This is a genomic window from Azospirillum sp. RU38E, from assembly GCF_900188385.1.
GTDB lineage: Bacteria > Pseudomonadota > Alphaproteobacteria > Azospirillales > Azospirillaceae > Niveispirillum.
Genome location: NZ_FZOI01000001.1, coordinates 1,059,115 through 1,075,586, shown reverse-complemented (window position 1 = coordinate 1,075,586; position 16,472 = coordinate 1,059,115). Strand labels below are relative to the sequence as shown.

Genomic DNA, 16,472 nt, shown 5'->3' with positions numbered 1-16,472 from the left:
CCCAGATTTCTGTCTGATCGCACCAGGCGGAGAGGGGCTCTATCGGTTTGGCCGATACAAGGTATCGCTAAATAAATTCGGCCACCTGCAGGGCAGGCGCAGCATAACCCAGGGGAATTTGCCGTCGGCTTACCCAGGAACAATGGATTCAGAGAAACTATTTTGGCCTTACCAATTTTCTTGATTTTTGGTGTTCGAACGGTCATCAATCCAGCGTGACCATCCGGGTGAATGGCAAAGGCACTTTGAGAGAGGCGGCCCCGGCACGCGAGCCAGTGGCGCGGGGCCTGTGCAGAGGATTTCCAGAATGTTCATGAAGCAGACGATGCGTTGGTTCGGCCCCAAGGATCCGGTTCGCCTGGTCGATATCCGCCAGTCGGGGGCCGCCGGCATTGTGACCGCCCTCCATGAAGTGCCCAATGGAGAGGTCTGGACGCTGGACGATATCCAGGCCCGTAAACGCATGATCGAAGCCGCCGGCCTGTCATGGGATGTGGTGGAAAGCGTGCCGGTGCATGAGGGGATCAAGACCCGGTCCGCGAACTGGGCACAATTGATCGATGCTTATTGCCAGACTTTGCGGAACCTCGGCGCCAGCGGCATTCGAGTTGTCACCTATAATTTCATGCCGCTGCTGGATTGGACGCGGACAGACCTTTCCTATGCCATGCCGGATGGTGCCCGTGCCCTGCGGTTCGATTGGGACGCCGTCGCCGCCTATGATCAGTTCATCCTGAAGCGACCGGGCGCGGAAGGGGATTATACCGCTGCGGTCAGCCAGCGCGCCGCAACCTTGTTTGCCGCCATGAGCGAGGAAGAACGTCTGACGCTGGAGCGCAATATCATTGCCGGCCTGCCGGGCAGCGAGGAAAGCTTCAGTTCCGCCCAGTTCCTGGCCGCCATCCAGACCTATGCCGATATCGATGCTGATCAGCTGCGGCGCAACCACCTGCAATTCCTGGAAGCCGTGTGCCCGGCAGCGGAACAGAGCGGTGTGCAGCTTGTCGTCCACCCGGATGACCCGCCCTTCCCCATTTTTGGCCTGCCGCGCGTGGTCAGCACGGAGGCCGATGTGACCAACCTGTTCCAGCAGGTGCCCAGCCTCGCCAACGGTCTCTGCTTCTGCGCCGGTTCCTTTGGCGTCCGGGCCGATAATGACCTGCCGGGCATGATCCGGCGGCTGGGCGACCGAATCGGCTTTGTGCATCTGCGGTCGGTCCAGCGCGAAGGGGATGGCAAATCCTTCCATGAAGCAGCCCATCTGGAAGGCGATGCCAGCATGGCGGACATTGTTGCCGCCATCTGCGACATTTCCGATGCGCAGGGGCGGCCTATTCCCATGCGGCCCGACCATGGTCACCAGATGCTGGATGATCTGCACCGCGTCACCAACCCCGGCTATTCGCTGCTGGGCCGGATGCGCGGTCTAGCGGAACTGCGCGGACTGGAACGCGGCATCCGCTTCCAGCGCGGCCATTCCCGCTAGAATCTTCTGACATCCGGCATGAGGTGGGATTCCCACCAACCGCTCATATTCTGATCCAGGGCTACCAAGTGGAAGCCGGTAGCCTTGGATTGATTCGTTTTGCGCTACGGATAATGGAAAGGTGTTTCTCCTGGACCACCACCGCGCAGCGCATGGCGCTACGATGATTGTCACCAAGCCTTAGAGGTCACCTAAGAATTTTCAATCACTTTTCAATATCTTAACCGTCCTTCCCGCGAAGGCGGGAACCCATATAACATCGCGGGTTTTGGATTGCCGCCTTCGCGGGAATGACGGTAGAAAAAGGGGAAGGCTTCGAAAGGCGGGATAATTTTCCGGACAGACACTTAGCGGGGTGCGGAAAAGCCATTTCGCTGCTACGGCTGGTTTTCCCGTCAATTTCTTATTAAGAAATCGCAAGATATCACCAGTTTCTCGCCTCCTCCTTTCCTAATCTTACTAGAAAGCCTCGCGACGCGAACGCCTTTTTCCGCATCCTGTTAGAACGGGATTTCATCGTCCAGATCGGCGGCCGGGCTGGGCCGGCTGGCACCACCGCCTCCACCGCTGCGCGGGGCGGAACCACCGCGGCTGCCGCCGCCATAGCCACCACCACCGCCGCCACGATCCTCGTAGCCACCGCCGTAACCGCCACCACTGCCGCCGCCAAAGTCGCCGCCACGGTCATCATAACCGCCGCCGCCAGCAGCGGCCCCCATGCCGCCGCCTTCACGGCCATCCAGCAGGGTCAGTTCACCACGGAACTGGCGCAGCACCACTTCCGTCGTGTACCGTTCCTGCCCCTGCTGGTCCTGCCACTTGCGGGTTTCCAGCTGGCCTTCGACATAGACCTTGCTGCCCTTGCGCAGATAGCGCTCGGCGATGCCAGTCAGGTTCTCATTGAAAATGACGACGCTGTGCCACTGGGTCCGTTCCTGACGTTCGCCGGTGGCGCGGTCTTTCCAGCTCTCCGACGTGGCGATGCGCAGGGTACAGACCTTGCCGCCATTCTGCAGGGAACGGACCTCCGGGTCTTTACCGAGATTGCCGATCAGGATGACCTTGTTGACGCTGCCCGCCATGTGTCGCTCTTTCGCAAAAAAACTAAATGCAGCCCCAGGCACAGCGCCAGGACCGTTTCGCCGACACTACACGCCAAGCCCCGACGGCTTCAATCATTCTTCCATCAGACGAAGGATGCCGGACGGCGATGAGTTAAACAGAAAACAGCGAACAATACAAGAACATTGCAATGCGATACGGAACGGGGCATTCTGTTGCCCATCGTATGCCACCCGCCAGAGCGGAGGTTCCAGCCATGGCCGGCACATCCCCCTCCCCCATCTTCCCGGACGTGGAAAGCGCCCTGCTTGTTGCTGCCCTGGCCCTGCCGGAGGTGGCGGAGGATTTTCCCTGGGGGGAACGGGTTTTGAAGGTGCGGGGCAAGATTTTTCTGTTCCTGAACCAGTATGATGGCGCGCTGCGCCTGTCGATGAAACTGCCCTTCTCCCGCGATTTCGCGTTGGAGCGGGCGGAGGCGCGCCCCACCGGCTATGGGCTGGGCAAGGCCGGCTGGGTCACCTTCATCTATGGTGACGGCACGGCACCGGATGCCGACCACCTAATCCATTGGATGAAGGAAAGTTACCGCGCCGTGGCGCCGAAGAAGCTGGCGACCCAACTCAGCGTCTCTGCCTAGCTGCATCGCGGTGGCTGCACCTTGGCAAGCCGGCCAACTTCCTTATCTTCTCCGCCTGACCTTGATCGTTGCCCGGCACGCCACGGGCCTGGAGCCAGACTGACCGCCATGAACAAATATATCTCCGTCCGTGGTGCCCGCGAGCATAACCTGAAGAATGTCGATGTGGATCTGCCGCGCGACAGTCTGGTGGTCATTACCGGCCTGTCCGGTTCCGGCAAATCCTCGCTGGCCTTCGATACAATCTATGCCGAGGGGCAGCGGCGTTATGTGGAAAGCCTGTCGGCCTATGCGCGCCAGTTCCTGGAACTGATGCAGAAGCCGGATGTCGACAGCATCGAAGGGCTGTCGCCCGCCATCTCCATCGAACAGAAGACCACCAGCCGCAATCCCCGTTCCACCGTCGGCACGGTGACGGAGATTTATGATTATATGCGCCTGCTTTATGCGCGCATCGGCATCCCCTATTCCCCGGTTACCGGCCTGCCCATCGAAAGCCAGACGGTCAGCCAGATGGTAGACCGTATCCTGACCATGCCGGAGGGCACGCGGCTTTACCTGCTGGCCCCCATCGCGCGCGGCAAGAAGGGGGAGTTCAAGAAGGAACTGGCGGAGCTGCGCAAGCGCGGTTTCCAGCGCGTCAAGATCGATGGCGAGCTGATGGAGATCGAAGACGCGCCGGCGCTGGACAAGAAGCTGAAGCACGATATCGAAGTGGTGGTTGACCGGTTGAAGGTGCAGGCCGATCTGGGCAACCGCTTGGCCGATTCCATTGAAACCGGGCTGGAACTGTCCGACGGGCTGATCTTCGCCGAAAATGCGGATAGCGGCGAACGCACGGTGTTTTCCGCCAAATTCGCCTGCCCGGTCAGCGGATTCACCATTGAAGAGGTGGAGCCGCGCCTGTTCAGCTTTAATAACCCGTTCGGTGCCTGCCCGGCCTGTGATGGGCTGGGATCGAAACATTATTTCGATCCCATGCTGGTGGTGCCAGACGAACGGTTGAGCCTGCGGGAAGGCGCCATCGCCCCCTGGGCCGGTTCCACCTCGCAATATTACCTGCAGACCCTGGAAAGCATCTGCCGCCATTTCAACAGCACCGTCGACCTGCCCTGGGAGAAGCTGCCGAAGGAGGTGCGGGACACGGTGCTGTTCGGGTCGGGGAAAAGCCCGATCACCATGCGCTATGATGACGGTATGCGCGCCTATGAGACCAAGAAGCCGTTCGAGGGCGTGGTCAATAATCTGGAACGCCGCTGGAAGGAAACCGAAAGCGCCCTGGTGCGGGAAGAACTGGGCAAGTACCAGTCTTCCCAGCCCTGCGAGGTCTGTAGCGGCGCCCGCCTGAAGCCGGAAGCGCTGGCCGTGAAGGTACGCGGCCAGAACATCGCCGAAATCACCCGCCTGTCCATCCGCAAGGCAGGGGAATGGTTTGGCGAACTGGATGCGCACCTGACGCAGAAGGAACGCGATATCGCCACCCGCATCCTGAAGGAAATCAACGAACGGCTGGGCTTCCTCAATAATGTCGGGCTGGAATATCTGGCGCTCGACCGCGCGTCCGGTACCTTGTCAGGCGGGGAGAGCCAGCGAATCCGGCTGGCGTCGCAGATCGGTTCCGGCCTGACCGGCGTGCTGTATGTGCTGGACGAACCCTCCATCGGCCTGCACCAGCGCGATAATGACCGGCTGCTGGCCACGCTGAAGCGCCTGCGCGATATTGGCAATACCGTCATCGTCGTCGAGCATGATGAGGATGCCATCCGTGAGGCCGATTATCTGGTGGATATGGGGCCGGGGGCCGGCGTGCATGGCGGCACCGTCATTGCCCAGGGCAGCCCGGCGGAGGTGATGCAGCACCCGACCAGCCTGACCGCGCAATATCTTTCCGGCCGCCGTCAGATTGAGGTGCCGGCGGTGCGCCGTCCCGGTCATCCGGGCCAGTTCCTGGAGGTGGTGGGCTGCCGCACCAACAATCTGCGCGATGTCACCGCCCGCATCCCGCTGGGCACCTTCACCTGTGTCAGCGGCGTCTCGGGCGGTGGCAAATCCACGCTCGTCATTGAAACGCTTTACAAGGCGCTGGCAAAGAAGCTGATGGGTGCGCGCGAGCATCCGGGCGACCATGATGCCATCCATGGGTTGGAAAATGTCGACAAGGTGATCGATATCGACCAGTCACCCATCGGCCGCACCCCGCGTTCCAACCCAGCAACCTATACAGGCTGCTTTACCCCCATCCGCGACTGGTATGCCGGCTTACCGGAATCGAAGGCGCGCGGCTATGGGCCGGGGCGTTTCAGCTTCAACGTCAAGGGCGGGCGGTGTGAGGCCTGTCAGGGCGATGGTGTCATCAAGATCGAGATGCATTTTCTGCCCGACGTCTATGTCACCTGCGATGTCTGCCACGGCAAGCGCTATAACCGCGAAACCCTGGAAGTGCTCTACAAGGGCAAGAGCATCGCCGACACGCTGGATATGACGGTGGAGGAAGGGGCGGAGTTCTTCCGCGCCGTGCCATCGATCCGTGACAAGCTGGAAACGCTGGATCGGGTGGGGCTGGGCTATGTGAAGATCGGCCAGCCGGCCACCACCCTGTCAGGGGGTGAAGCGCAGCGCGTGAAGCTGGCCAAGGAACTGGCCCGCCGCTCCACCGGCCGCACCATCTATATCCTGGATGAGCCGACCACCGGCCTGCATTTCGAGGATGTGCGCAAGCTGCTGGAGGTGCTGCACACGCTGGTGGACCAGGGCAACACGGTGCTGGTGATCGAGCATAATCTGGAGGTCATCAAGACCGCCGACTGGATCATCGATATGGGGCCGGAGGGTGGGTCCGGCGGCGGCCAGGTGGTGGCCGCCGGCACACCGGAACAGGTAGCCCAGTCGGGCACCAGCCATACCGGCCATTATCTTGCCCCCTACCTGAAGGCCAAGACCCAGGCCGCCAAAGCCCCGGCGACCAAGGGGCGCAAGAAGGCGGCGGTATAAAGCCTGCGCGTGTCACCACTGCAAAGAAAAACCCTGCGCCATTGCTGGTGCGGGGTTTTTCTAAACTGCTGACCTTCGGGGCCGAGAACCGGCCCCCCAGGGACAGCGCCTGCTATCAGGCGCCCTTGGTACCCAGCTTCGAGAGCGTGGTCTGCAGCTCTTCAATGCTTTCCTTGACGCGCTTGGACAGCACTTCAGCGGCTTCGGTATTGGACTTGGCCACCAGCTCCGACAGCTCCTTCATATTGGCAATCGCCTTTTCGAAGGAGCCCTTCACCAGTTCGGCCTGCTTGGCCACCTTGTCTTCCGGCGTGCCGGCGGAAACCAGTTCCTTAATCAGCACAGAGGCTTCTTCGAAGGACTGGCGCAGAATTTCAGCCTGACGACGGGCAATCGTCTGATAGCCTTCAACCGCCAACTGGTTGGCGGCAACCACCGCTTCCACATTGCGGCGCTGGGTGGCCAGCAGACCTTCAAAGTCCGGCGACAGCAGCTTCACGTCGCTGAAACCCTTCTGGAAGTCGGCGAAGCCCTTCTGAAAATCGGCAAAGCCCTTCTGCATATCCGTGAAACGGGAAGCATCGAAGAACTTGGACGGGTCGAAGAACTTGGACGGGTCGAAATCCAGGAACGGATTCTTGATCGGGCTGGCCATACGTCGAGTCCCCCAGGGGCTGTTCATCCATGGCACAGATTGGTGCCATTGGTGGTTATAAACTGGTTCTCGCCGCTATTGCATTGCAGCAAAACCGTGGATAACTATCGCATTTGCCCGTTTTTTCGTCAACTTTTTTGTTGCGCCGCACAAAATCACAATAAAATCAATTCGCTGGATGTTTCGATCCGATAGACGAGCGTAACGCGAGGGGCAAACTGTTCCACAGCTCATGCGCGCGTTTCAAATGGCGATCAAGGGCCGCCATGGTTGTGGACTTGTCCGGGCTCTCATCCTCCAGCCAAACCCGCAGGGTCGCCAGCCAGACGGTGGCAAGCCCGCGTCGCTGCAACGCCCCTGCCACACCGCCGCGCCCCAGCCCGGCCGCTTCCAGCATCCATCCCATGGAACGAAGCAGGCCGGGGGCCAAGGCGGGGGCGGCCAGGATGGCAACCCCATTGCGGGCCAGCACACGCAATCCCGGCCGAAACGGCTCCAGCACATCGATCCGGCGCATCAACACGTCGAACAGCCGGTCATGCGGCGGATCGTCCGGATCGGGAACCGGTTGCGCCAGCACCAGCTCATCGGCATGGCGGTCCAGGGCGGCCAGCAAATGCAGCCGGCTGGGGAACAGGCGATAAAACCGGTCAAGCGGCAGCCCCGCCTGATCCGCCATCGCCTTCAAACTGGTCTCCCGCCAGCCCTGGCGGGCAATCAGTTCCATCGCCGCCGCCAGGGCGGCCTGACGATCATCCCTGGTCGATACCGTCTGCGTGCCATTCGCGGTCTCGTCCGACATGTCGCGTTCCCCTCTCCACCACGTCAATACTCCGGGCCTGACGGCACAGGCCGCTTCCCCTATCAATATGGAAATGGTCCTGATGCCGGGAATTGAAAGCCGGCCCCGGACTGGTGGGGAAAATTTCACGCCACACCCGCCAAGGGCATAGCGACCACCCCATCGGATGAGGCAGAAAACCCACCGGGCGGCCCCATGGCGCACCCCGTCATACAGCCTTGTTGCGCTGCACTCCACGACGGGGAAACGAAAGCGATCCTTGCAAGGGGCAGACGGTCCTAAACTTTTGCACATGGCCATCGGGGGTGGCGCTACGGACCCTCAGCCGCAAATGTCAAGCCATTCAATTGCAGATGTGACAGCCGCGTGATAGCTTGACTTCCGGATACGCATTAAAAATCAAAGACATAAGTTTATTGCCCAATTTTTGGGCAAAGAGGGGAAAGCCGCAGCTTCGCTAGGGTCGCACAGGAAAGCCCGGCACTTCCCCCCAGACTTATCCACAGATTCCGTGGAAGAATTCTCTGAACTGGGAAAAGCCGCAGCAAGCTGCCGCTCTCCTCTTCGTCAAGTGTGAAACGGCGCTGCCACATATCTCTTTCGGGCAGCGCCGAACGGGGAGATGCTGGCATCGACAGCAGCAAGATTGACCAAGACGGGCTTATGCGCCACATGCTGGGCCATGAGCGACCCATCCGACCAAAATCCGCTCGGCAGTTCCGCCGACGCCCAGCCGGTACCCAGCCGGCCGAAACGCACCGTGGCCGATCTCAACCGGGGTGTTGAGACGATCAAGGGCTATTTGCGCACCCTGCCCGACCGTCCCGGCGTCTATCGGATGCTGAATGATCATGGCGATGCGCTTTATGTCGGCAAGGCACGCAGCCTGAAACGGCGCGTGACCAATTATACGATGCCGGTCAAGCTGCCAATCCGGCTGCAACGGATGATCGCCGAGACGACGCAGATGGAGTTCGTCACCACCCATACGGAGGTGGAGGCGCTGCTGCTGGAATCGAATCTCATCAAGAAATTGATGCCGCGCTACAATGTGTTGCTGCGCGACGACAAGACCTTTCCACATATCCTGATCAAAGGCGACCATGCCTTCCCGCAATTGACCAAGCATCGCGGCACCCGCAGCGAGCCCGGCCATTATTATGGCCCCTTCGCCTCTGCGGGGGCCGTCAATCGGGTGCTGACGGCGTTACAGCGGGCTTTCCAGCTCCGCACCTGCGCCGATACGGTATTTTCCACCCGCACCCGGCCGTGCCTGCAATATCAGATCAAGCGCTGCACCGCGCCTTGCGTGGAGAAGGTCAGTCCGCCCGAATATGCCGATCAGGTGAATGAGGCGCGCGCCTTCCTGGAGGGTAAGAGCCGGGATATCCAGGCCGATCTTGCCCAGGCCATGCAGGAAGCGGCCGAGAATCTAGAATTCGAACGGGCGGCCAAACTGCGTGACCGTATCCGGGCGCTGACCGCCATCCAGGCCCATCAGGATATCAATATCGAGGGTGTGGATGATGCCGATATCATCGCCGCCCATCAGGATGGCGGCTTGACCTGCATCCAGGTATTTTTCTTTCGCGGCGGGCGCAACTATGGCAACCGCGCCTATTTCCCCAGCCATGACAAGGCGCAGGAGATTGACGAGGTTCTGGCCGCCTTCATCGCCCAGTTCTATGACAACAAGGCCGCCCCCGGCCTGGTGCTGGTCAGCCACGAGCTGACCGAGCATGACCTGTTGCAGGAGGCCCTGTCGGTGCGGGCGGGGCACAAGGTGGACCTGCACCTGCCCAAGCGCGGCGACAAGAAGCGGCTGATCGACCATGCCGTGACCAATGCGCGGGAAGCGCATGGCCGCCGGCTGGCCGAAAGCGGCAGCCAGACCAAGCTGCTGGCCGGGGTGGCGGAAGTGTTTGGCCTGAGCGAGCCGCCCAAACGGATCGAGATTTACGATAACAGCCATATCCAGGGCACCAACGCCATCGGCGCCATGGTGGTGGCGGGGCCGGACGGCTTCATCAAGAACGCCTATCGCAAGTTCAACATCAAGGTGCCCGGAGCCGCCGGCGATGATTACGCCATGATGCGGGAGGTGCTGACCCGGCGGTTCGAGCGCGTCATCAAGGAAGATCCCGAACGCGCCGGTGAGAATTGGCCCGATCTGGTGCTGATCGATGGTGGCGAAGGACAATTGGCTGTGGTGGCGGAAGTGTTCGCCGAACTGGGAATCGAGGATGTCTGTCTGGCCGCCATCGCCAAGGGACCGGACCGCGACGCCGGGCGGGAACGGTTTTTCATGCAAGGCCGCCCCCCCTTCGGCCTGGATCATAAGAGCCCGGTTCTTTATTACCTGCAGCGGCTGCGCGATGAGGCGCACCGTTTCGCCATCGGCACCCACCGCGCCCGGCGGGAGAAGGCGATCAGCGCCTCACCGCTGGACGAGGTGCCGGGAATCGGCCCCCGCCGCAAGAAGGCCTTGCTGCTGCATTTCGGTTCCGCCCGCGCCGTTTCCCGCGCCGGGCTGACCGATTTGGAGGCGGTGGAGGGCATCAACCGAACTGTCGCTAAAATCATCTATGATCATTTCCATCCCGAGGGCTAGGATGCGGCCCGCCTCCCCTGCCCGACCCGCCGGCAAAGAACACCCATCACAATGCTGACCAGCCTGCCGAATATCCTCACCCTGTCGCGCATCGCCATCATTCCCGTTGTGGTGGCCTTGTTCTTCTTTCCCGGCCCCTGGCCGGCCTGGGTGGCGGCCGGGCTGTTCGCGGCCGCCTGCATCACCGACTGGTTTGATGGCTATCTGGCCCGCGCCTGGCAGGAAGAAAGCTTGATCGGCAAGTTCCTGGACCCAATCGCCGACAAGCTGCTGGTGGCGGCCGTGCTGATCATGCTGGTGGCCAACCAGCATATTGCCGGGCTGGCCGTGCTGCCGGCCGTGGTCATCCTGCTGCGTGAAGTGATGGTCTCGGGCTTGCGCGAATTCCTGGCGGGCTTGCGCGTCGGCGTACCGGTCAGCCGGCTTGCCAAATGGAAGACAGGTATCCAGATGCTGGCCATCGGCTGGCTGATCGTCGGGGATCATGGGCCGGCCGCCTGGCCGGTGACCTTCATCGGGGAAGTCGGGCTGTGGATAGCCGCCGCCCTGACCCTGTTGACCGGGTGGGATTATCTGCGCGCGGGCCTGCGCCACATGCTGGCCCCGCAAGGGGGGAAGAACGAATGATCAAGCTGCTTTATTTCGCCTGGCTGCGCAGCAAGATCGGGCTGGCCGAAGAGGAACTGGCCCTGCCCCCCGGCATCCGCGATGTTGCCGGGCTGATTGCCCATCTGCAGACGCGCGGCGGCGGTTATGCCGATGCCCTGTCCAATCTGGCCGTGGTCAAGGTGGCGGTGAACCAGGAATATGTGCCCTTCAGCCATCCGGTGGTGCCGGGTGACGAGGTGGCCTTGTTCCCGCCGGTGACGGGGGGCTGATGGCTGTCCGGGTCCAGCAGGCGGATTTCGATATCGGGGCGGAACTGACCGCCCTGACCCAGGGCAATCCCGGCATTGGCGGGGTCTGCTGCTTCACCGGGCTGGTGCGCGACCTGCACCCGCAGGCGGGCGAACAGGCCGGCACCGTGCGCGCCCTGACCCTGGAACATTATCCCGGCATGACCGAACGCCAGCTGGCCGCCATCGAGGCGGAGGCGCGGGCGCGCTGGCCGCTGGAAGCCTGCCTGATCATCCATCGTTATGGCCGGATGGAGCCGGGGGAAAAGATCGTGCTGGTCGCCTGCGCCAGCGCGCACAGGGAAGCCGCCTTCGATGCCTGCCGGTTCCTGATGGACTGGCTGAAAAGCAAGGCCCCCTTCTGGAAGCTGGAAGAGACAGGCCGCGGCACGCGCTGGGTCGACAGCCGCCACAGCGATGAGGAAGCGGCCCGCCGCTGGGACCAGCCGGCGGGTTGAACAGTCAATAAACAGTGTCGGTTGCGGATAATTGTCCACCACGCGCCCGCTTCACTGTTTCGTCCCAATATAACGCCTATTCTGACAATCAGATGAAGGGATGAAGACGGCAACCGACGGTGTCGCCGACATACGCCCTCACGCCATAAAATCTCAACATGTTGATATAGAATGAAATTTTTTCATCGCTCCTTTTCCAGTCAGGCATCGTGGAAACCTACCCCCATACAACTGATTAAAAAATAGGCAAATTGCCAAGACCCGCAGGGAACCGCCAAACAGCGGAGTTACCAGGGGTTTAATCACATACTTATCCACAGAATCTGGGGATTGGTCCCAGGGGTGAATGCATCCTGCCTGTGCGGCAACGCACTTCCACCGAACCGTTCTGTTGACTAGGTTTCACCCCATCCGGCCGGTTCACAGAACCGGGCTGGCATCTTCCATCCCAGAGGGATCCGGTAATGAGCATCGAACTTCATGTCTGGCCGACGCCCAACGGCTACAAGGTTTCCATCGCCCTGGAGGAAATGGGCCTGCCCTACACCGTGCACCCGGTGAATATCGGGGCCGGCGACCAGTTCAAGCCTGATTTCCTGAAGATCGCCCCCAATAACCGGATGCCGGCCATCGTCGATCCCGACGGGCCGGGCGGCAAGCCGCTCAGCCTGTTTGAATCCGGCGCCATCCTGATCTATCTGGCCGAAAAGACCGGGCAGTTCCGCCCCAACGACAGCGCCGAATGGTTCAGCCATCTGCAATGGCTGATGTGGCAGATGGGCGGCGTCGGCCCGATGTTCGGCCAAGCCGGGCATTTCATCCTCTATGCGGCGGAAAAGGTGCCCTATGGCATCGAGCGCTATCGCAACGAGGCCAAGCGCCTGTTGAAGGTGGCCAATACGCGCTTGACGGAAACGCAATATCTGGGCAGCGATGCCTATGGTATCGCCGACATGGCGACCTTCCCCTGGATTCGCAATGCCGGGAAATATGATATCGATCTGGCTGAATTCCCCCAGGTAAAGCGCTGGTTCGACAGCATCGCCGCCCGCCCCGCCGTGCAGCGCGGTCTGGCCCTGCTGGCTGACAAGGTCCGCCCCGCCGGCCAGCCGATGAGCGACGAGGAGCGGGCCAATCTCTATGGCCGCAAGCCCTGAGCCGGTTTGTCTGGTTTCATCATAAGGAAGCGGGATTAATCCCCGGCCCCACGCGTTATCCCAGCATGTCCACCGCTTCGGCATCCGCTTGCCCCAGGGATGCCGAAGCAGTGGACGGATGGGGCAGGCCCGCCGACGCGTGGCGGGGGGCCTGTGACAATCCCGCCCGGATGCCCCTCCGGGCGGGAATATCCGGGGCCGTGTGAATGAAGGCGGTGGGATGAGCGGGGATGGTTTCGCCAAGGGGCTGGAAAGCCACCTGGGGTCGTTGCAGCGCTATGCGCTGCTGCTGACCCGCAACCGGGTGGAGGCCGAGGATCTGGTGCAGGATTGCCTGACCAAGGCCATCGCCTCGTCCGGACAATGGCAACCGGGGACCGATCTGCGGGCCTGGCTGTTCCGCATCCTTTATACCTGCCATGTCAGCGACCGGCGGAAATGGCAGGTGCGCGCCCGCTATGCCGAACAGGCCACCGTGCCGGACAGTATAGACGCCAATCAAATGATCCAGGTGGAAACCCGGCAGGTGCTGACGGCCCTGGATGAATTGCCGGAACCCCAGCGCGAAGCGATTCTGGTGATCGCCCTGGATGATGTGAAATATGAGGAGGCGGCCCGGCGGCTGGGTGTGCCGCTGGGCACCTTCATGTCGCGCCTGGCCCGTGGGCGCGAGGCGCTGCGGCGCCGGATGGAAGCGGGCGGGGAAGTTACCAAACTGCGTCTGGTCAAGGGGGGGCGCGATGCGTGACAATGGGGATGAACTGGACCTGCACGCCTTTCTGGATGGGCAGCTGGACCCGCGCCAGGAAGCCCTGGTGCTGGCCCGGCTGGATGCTGATCCCGATCTGCGGGCACGGATGCAGGCCATGGCGGAACAGGATCTGCTGGTGAAAATCGCCGCCGCAGAGGGGGCCTTGCCCGTGGCCAACATGCGGCCGATGCACCAGCGCCTGTTACAGGGGATGCGCCGCCATGCCATCTGGCGGCGCACCGGGCGGATGGCGGCGGCCATCGGCCTGTTCATCCTGGGCTGGGGGGCCCGGGATGCCAGCGACCATTGGCTGCAGACCCCCTTGCCGGGCTATGCACGGGAAGCGCTGGCCAACCATGAGGTCTTTGCCGAGAACGGGCCGGCCAGCGTGGAAGCGGCGGGCAGCAGCCAGGATGATCTCCGCCGCCTGTTGGCCAGCCAGCTGGGCATGGCCATGGAACCGCCGCAACTGCAATCCATCGGCCTGCGGCTGATCGGCGCCCGGCGAACCATCACCGATGACGGTCCAGGCAGTCAGCTGATTTATGAGGATGGGCAAGGGCACCGCATCACCCTGCTGGTCGCCCCCAGCGAGGATGAACCGGATGCCGAAACCCTGGCGCTGACAGAGGCGCAGGGCTATGTGATCGGCTTCTGGCGCGGCCAACATTTCGGCTATGCCCTGATCGGGCGGGAGCCGGAAGGCCGCCTATTACAGGTGGCCGCCGCCCTGGGCGTGCCGCGGGAATAGAAGTCCTTCTCCGGGGACTGCGGCCCCCGGAGAAGGCACCAATCAATAACCCATCTTCAGGGCCATGCGGAAATCGCGGCCCGGCTGGGGCAGACGATCCTTCAGGAAGGAGGTGGAGAGCCGCACTTCCTCGTTGGTGATATTGCGCACCTCGAACAGCATGGTCACGTCGCGATCCGCGATCGGGTGCCAGTCGAGCGAGGCGTTGAACAGGGTATAGCCATCGGTCGGCAGTTCAAAGGCGCTGGTCTTGTTCTGGCTGTCGGCCCAGACCATCTCCACCCGGGTGGAGAAGCTGGACTGGGCATATTCCAGACCGGTCTTGAAGGTCAGCGGCGGGATACGCGGCAGGTCGGTCTTGGTGGTGGTATCCTCGGCCCGCACGTAATCCAGGCCGGCATCCAGGGTCACGCGCTGATCCTGCTGGCGGAACAAGTCCGTCGCCGCTTCCAGTTCAAAGCCCCAGAAGCGGGCATCGGTGGCGCTGAAGGCCGCCACGGGCACGCCGTCCCGCTGCTCCCCCGTGTAGCGTTCATAGATATATTTGTCGTAATCGGTCAGGAACAGGTTGGCCGACCCGGTGATGGGGCCGCCGGTCTTTTTCAGGGTCAGTTCCCCGCCAAGCCCGGTTTCCTTGCCCAGCGTGCGGTCACCCAGCTCATAGGTGCCGGTGGCCAGATGCGCCCCATCGGAGAGCAGCTCTTCGGCATTCGGCGCCCGCTCGCTGCGGGACAGGCTGATGCCCGCCAGCCAGCCATCCCCCAGCTTGTAGGAGGCGCCGGCCGACAGGCTGACCATGGTGAAATCACGGTCGTAATTGATGCTGTCAGCCTTGATATTCTGCTGTTCCAGCCGCAGGCCGCCTTCCAGCGCCCAGGGGCCGAAATCCAGCCGCTGCACGGTGAAGCCGCCCACCTGCACGGTCTTGCTGGGGGGCAGGAAGGCTTCTTCGCCGATGGCCTGGAAATCGCGCTGGCTGGCCTGCACGCCCACCGCACCCGACAGGGCGCCATATTGGTGCTGCACCAGCTCCAGCCGCCCTTCCCAGCCCTTGTTCAGGAACTGCGTACCGGGCGCACCATCCTCCAGCTCGGTATGTTTGTAATCGGCCCAGCCGAAGCGGACGCGCGTGGTGTCGAACACCAGGAAGGGCTGGTTCACCTCCCCCATCAGATCAACGCGGGTCTGGCCCAGATCGATCCGGACCGGACCTTCATCCTCACCGCCATCGCCCCCACCGGCATCGGGGGGAACGCCATAGTTGGATTCCAGACGGCTGACACTGGCCCCCAGGAAGCCCCAATCCGCCACATAGGAGAGGCCACCTGTGGCCCCCTTCTGCGTCAGGCTGCTGTTGGGTACCTTATGGCCGTCTTGCCCTTCCGCATCGGTTTGTCCCTGCGCCACCTCCTGCGCCCGCAGACGTGCCGATTCCAGGGTGCCGGGGAATTTGTAATTGTCGGTCTGGCGCCAGAACCCGTCGACATGCACCACCAGCGGGCTATCCAGCTTGGCATCCATGCCGGCCGCCAGGGAGCGTTCATGGGCATTGCTGCCCACGCCGATGCGGGCAAACCCATCCACACCATCCTTGGGGGCGGCGATGGGGATGCGGCCATCCAGCACATTGATGACACCGCCCACGGCGTTGCTGCCATACATCAGCGTGGCGGGGCCACGCACCACCTCCACCCGCTTGGCCGTCGCCAGATCCAGGGCCGGCGCATGGTCGGGGCTGGTGGTGCTGGCATCGATGCTGCCGATACCGCCGGACAGGATGCGGATACGGTCGCCGCCCTGGCCACGGATGATGGGGCGGGACGCGCCCTGGCCGAAGCCGGTCTGGCTCATGCCCGGCAGATTGGCAAGGGCCGCGCCGAGCGTAGTGGAAAGCGAGCGTTCCAGCGCCTCCCCCGAGAGCACAGAGGTGCCTTGCAGCACGTCAAACTGGCGGGCACCCAGGGGCGAGGCGGTGACGACGATCTCTTCCACATCATCATGGGAATGCGGGTTGGCCGCCGCGACCTGAACATCCTGCGCCATCGCCGGCAGGGCGGATGCCATCAGCCCACCCATCAGGGCCGCCGCCAGCCAAACCTTCGCCTTTTCCTCGCGCATCACGATTCTCTCAAATTACGTTATAACGTAACTCCTGATAGGCGCGTGATGGCGAACGGGTCAAGTATCGCAAATGGGTACTGTTGTCGCAGGGTCG

The 16,472-nt window shown here is 62.2% G+C and carries 14 protein-coding genes; 10 read left to right on the top strand and 4 right to left on the bottom strand.

Annotated elements, in window-relative coordinates:
* Positions 1 to 313 precede the first annotated feature (313 nt).
* On the top strand, positions 314 to 1,486 hold the full coding sequence (gene uxuA / locus CHB97_RS04645; protein WP_200819796.1) for a mannonate dehydratase: 1,173 nt from the start codon (positions 314 to 316) through the stop codon (positions 1,484 to 1,486).
* Positions 1,487 to 1,986: 500 nt separating this feature from the next.
* Here uxuA and ssb read toward each other — a convergent pair whose 3' ends face one another.
* Positions 1,987 to 2,568 (bottom strand): single-stranded DNA-binding protein, encoded by a 582-nt coding sequence (gene ssb, locus CHB97_RS04640; RefSeq protein WP_089286715.1) that lies wholly within the window; start codon positions 2,566 to 2,568, stop codon positions 1,987 to 1,989.
* Between the two features lie 236 nt (positions 2,569 to 2,804).
* Between ssb and CHB97_RS04635 the strand changes: the two genes are divergently transcribed.
* Positions 2,805 to 3,185 (top strand): MmcQ/YjbR family DNA-binding protein, encoded by a 381-nt coding sequence (locus tag CHB97_RS04635; protein WP_160105559.1) that lies wholly within the window; start codon positions 2,805 to 2,807, stop codon positions 3,183 to 3,185.
* 108 nt (positions 3,186 to 3,293) lie between these two features.
* Positions 3,294 to 6,176: an excinuclease ABC subunit UvrA gene (uvrA, locus tag CHB97_RS04630; RefSeq protein ID WP_089286713.1), complete on the top strand. Its 2,883-nt coding sequence runs from the start codon at positions 3,294 to 3,296 to the stop codon at positions 6,174 to 6,176.
* A gap of 115 nt (positions 6,177 to 6,291) precedes the next feature.
* Here uvrA and CHB97_RS04625 read toward each other — a convergent pair whose 3' ends face one another.
* Positions 6,292 to 6,831, bottom strand: coding sequence for a phasin family protein (locus CHB97_RS04625; protein WP_089286712.1), 540 nt, complete (start codon positions 6,829 to 6,831; stop codon positions 6,292 to 6,294).
* A gap of 166 nt (positions 6,832 to 6,997) precedes the next feature.
* Complete coding sequence (locus CHB97_RS04620; protein WP_160105557.1) at positions 6,998 to 7,633, bottom strand: TetR family transcriptional regulator; 636 nt, start codon at positions 7,631 to 7,633, stop codon at positions 6,998 to 7,000.
* A gap of 682 nt (positions 7,634 to 8,315) precedes the next feature.
* Here CHB97_RS04620 and uvrC point away from each other — a divergent pair.
* From uvrC to CHB97_RS04585, 7 genes are all read left to right on the top strand, one after another.
* Entirely contained in the window at positions 8,316 to 10,244 is a 1,929-nt protein-coding gene (uvrC, locus tag CHB97_RS04615) for an excinuclease ABC subunit UvrC (protein WP_089286710.1), read from the top strand.
* Between the two features lie 51 nt (positions 10,245 to 10,295).
* Positions 10,296 to 10,871, top strand: a complete 576-nt coding sequence (gene pgsA / locus CHB97_RS04610; protein ID WP_089286709.1) for a CDP-diacylglycerol--glycerol-3-phosphate 3-phosphatidyltransferase — start codon at positions 10,296 to 10,298, stop codon at positions 10,869 to 10,871.
* Entirely contained in the window at positions 10,871 to 11,122 is a 252-nt protein-coding gene (moaD, locus tag CHB97_RS04605; RefSeq protein ID WP_089286908.1) for a molybdopterin converting factor subunit 1, read from the top strand. The genes pgsA and moaD overlap by 1 nt, the downstream gene beginning before the upstream one ends.
* Positions 11,122 to 11,598, top strand: a complete 477-nt coding sequence (locus CHB97_RS04600; RefSeq protein WP_089286708.1) for a molybdenum cofactor biosynthesis protein MoaE — start codon at positions 11,122 to 11,124, stop codon at positions 11,596 to 11,598. Before moaD ends, CHB97_RS04600 begins: the two co-directional genes overlap by 1 nt.
* A gap of 464 nt (positions 11,599 to 12,062) precedes the next feature.
* The gene (locus tag CHB97_RS04595) at positions 12,063 to 12,755 is read left to right on the top strand and encodes a glutathione S-transferase N-terminal domain-containing protein (protein WP_089286707.1); all 693 of its coding nucleotides are present in this window, start codon (positions 12,063 to 12,065) and stop codon (positions 12,753 to 12,755) included.
* 220 nt (positions 12,756 to 12,975) lie between these two features.
* Entirely contained in the window at positions 12,976 to 13,503 is a 528-nt protein-coding gene (locus CHB97_RS04590) for a sigma-70 family RNA polymerase sigma factor (protein ID WP_089286706.1), read from the top strand.
* Positions 13,496 to 14,257 (top strand): anti-sigma factor, encoded by a 762-nt coding sequence (locus CHB97_RS04585; protein WP_089286705.1) that lies wholly within the window; start codon positions 13,496 to 13,498, stop codon positions 14,255 to 14,257. Before CHB97_RS04590 ends, CHB97_RS04585 begins: the two co-directional genes overlap by 8 nt.
* Positions 14,258 to 14,299: 42 nt before the next feature.
* On the opposite strand, the gene CHB97_RS04580 is transcribed toward CHB97_RS04585, so the two are convergent.
* A complete protein-coding gene (locus CHB97_RS04580; RefSeq protein WP_089286704.1) occupies positions 14,300 to 16,375 on the bottom strand; it encodes a TonB-dependent receptor in 2,076 nt (691 codons plus the stop codon).
* Positions 16,376 to 16,472: the final 97 nt, after the last annotated feature.

What these genes read in the sequence shown, in the direction of transcription:
- uxuA (WP_200819796.1), top strand. Translation starts at nt 314, where the DNA reads ATGAAGCAGACGATGCGTTGGTTCGGCCCCAAGGATCCGGTTCGCCTG.
- ssb (WP_089286715.1), bottom strand. Translation starts at nt 2,568, where the DNA reads ATGGCGGGCAGCGTCAACAAGGTCATCCTGATCGGCAATCTCGGTAAA.
- CHB97_RS04635 (WP_160105559.1), top strand. Translation starts at nt 2,805, where the DNA reads ATGGCCGGCACATCCCCCTCCCCCATCTTCCCGGACGTGGAAAGCGCC.
- uvrA (WP_089286713.1), top strand. Translation starts at nt 3,294, where the DNA reads ATGAACAAATATATCTCCGTCCGTGGTGCCCGCGAGCATAACCTGAAG.
- CHB97_RS04625 (WP_089286712.1), bottom strand. Translation starts at nt 6,831, where the DNA reads ATGGCCAGCCCGATCAAGAATCCGTTCCTGGATTTCGACCCGTCCAAG.
- CHB97_RS04620 (WP_160105557.1), bottom strand. Translation starts at nt 7,633, where the DNA reads ATGTCGGACGAGACCGCGAATGGCACGCAGACGGTATCGACCAGGGAT.
- uvrC (WP_089286710.1), top strand. Translation starts at nt 8,316, where the DNA reads ATGAGCGACCCATCCGACCAAAATCCGCTCGGCAGTTCCGCCGACGCC.
- pgsA (WP_089286709.1), top strand. Translation starts at nt 10,296, where the DNA reads ATGCTGACCAGCCTGCCGAATATCCTCACCCTGTCGCGCATCGCCATC.
- CHB97_RS04600 (WP_089286708.1), top strand. Translation starts at nt 11,122, where the DNA reads ATGGCTGTCCGGGTCCAGCAGGCGGATTTCGATATCGGGGCGGAACTG.
- CHB97_RS04595 (WP_089286707.1), top strand. Translation starts at nt 12,063, where the DNA reads ATGAGCATCGAACTTCATGTCTGGCCGACGCCCAACGGCTACAAGGTT.
- CHB97_RS04590 (WP_089286706.1), top strand. Translation starts at nt 12,976, where the DNA reads ATGAGCGGGGATGGTTTCGCCAAGGGGCTGGAAAGCCACCTGGGGTCG.
- CHB97_RS04585 (WP_089286705.1), top strand. Translation starts at nt 13,496, where the DNA reads ATGCGTGACAATGGGGATGAACTGGACCTGCACGCCTTTCTGGATGGG.
- CHB97_RS04580 (WP_089286704.1), bottom strand. Translation starts at nt 16,375, where the DNA reads ATGCGCGAGGAAAAGGCGAAGGTTTGGCTGGCGGCGGCCCTGATGGGT.